Source organism: Streptococcus pseudopneumoniae, from assembly GCF_001072315.1.
GTDB classification, from domain to species: Bacteria; Bacillota; Bacilli; order Lactobacillales; family Streptococcaceae; genus Streptococcus; species Streptococcus pseudopneumoniae_R.
In genome coordinates this window covers 1-1,169 of record NZ_JVLI01000075.1, presented here as the reverse complement: position 1 = coordinate 1,169, position 1,169 = coordinate 1, and the positions used below count along the sequence as shown (strand labels likewise).

The 1,169-nt window shown below is 39.8% G+C and carries 1 pseudogene; it reads left to right on the top strand.

Annotated features, from left to right (window positions below):
- A pseudogene (locus tag ADH54_RS12390) lies at positions 1–1,169 on the top strand (hypothetical protein); the annotation flags it as partial.

The window sequence follows — 1,169 nt, the reverse complement described above, 5'->3', positions numbered from 1 at the left end:
AGCAGTGATTCCAGCAGCAGACTTAACGAAAGATCCAGAAGCTGCAACTAAACCAAATGCAGGAAATGCAGTAAACACACCAGCAGCTAAGGTAGAAGTTAAAGATCCAGCCAAATTAACAGATGAAGAAAAAGCAAAAGTTAAGGAAGCAATTGAGGCAGTAAACCCAGGATCTAAAGTTGTAGTAGACGATAAAGGAAACGCAACAGTAACAACACCAGAAGGAAATACAGCAGTAATTCCAGCAGCAGACGTAACTAAGTCAGCAGCAGATGCAGGTAAAGCAAATGCAGGAAATGCAGTAAACACACCAGCAACTAGAGTGTTAGTTGGAGATAAAGCTAAATTAACAGCTGATGAAATTGAAAAAGTTAAAGAATCAATTAAAGCAGTCAACCCAGGTGCAACTGTAGTAGTAGACGAAAACGGAAATGCGACAGTAACAACACCAGAAGGTAAGACAGCAACAATTCCAGCAGCTCAATTAGTTAAAGATGCAAAAGATGTTGCAGCTAAGAACAATGGTGAAAACATCAACGTTGACTTCGAAAAAGAAACAGTAGCAGACTTCAATAACTTAACAGATGCAGAAAAAGAAGCTGCAAAAGCTAAGATTAAAGGAGCAAATGCTGATGTAGTAGAAGTTATCTTCGACAAAGCAGGAAACGCAACTGTAATTACTAAAGATGGTAAAGTTTACACAATCGTAGCTAAAGATATCTTTAAACAACGTCCATATGTACCATCAAATGGTGGAGGTAATAACGGAGCTACTAACACTGACGCAAAAGTGGATAAAGCTAAGTTAGAAGGTGCTATCCATCAATTAGATGAATTGATCATTAAAGAATCAGCTAAGCTTGATGCAGAAACTGCAAAAGAAGCGAATGCATTATCAGCAGATGCTAAGAAAGTATTTGCTAATGCAGACGCAACTCAAGCAGAAGTGGATGCAATGGTTAAACGTATCGAAGACTTCATGGCGAAAGTTGCTTCATCAACTGATCATGCAACTCCAGCTAACGACCAAGCTGCTCAAAAACCAGCTGTAGCTCCAGCTACTGCTCAAGCAGCAGCTAATGCTGGTCAAACAGCATCAGCACAAGCAAATGCGCGTAAAGCAGCTAAAGAATTGCCAAATACAGGTACAGCAGATTCTACTGTAGCTA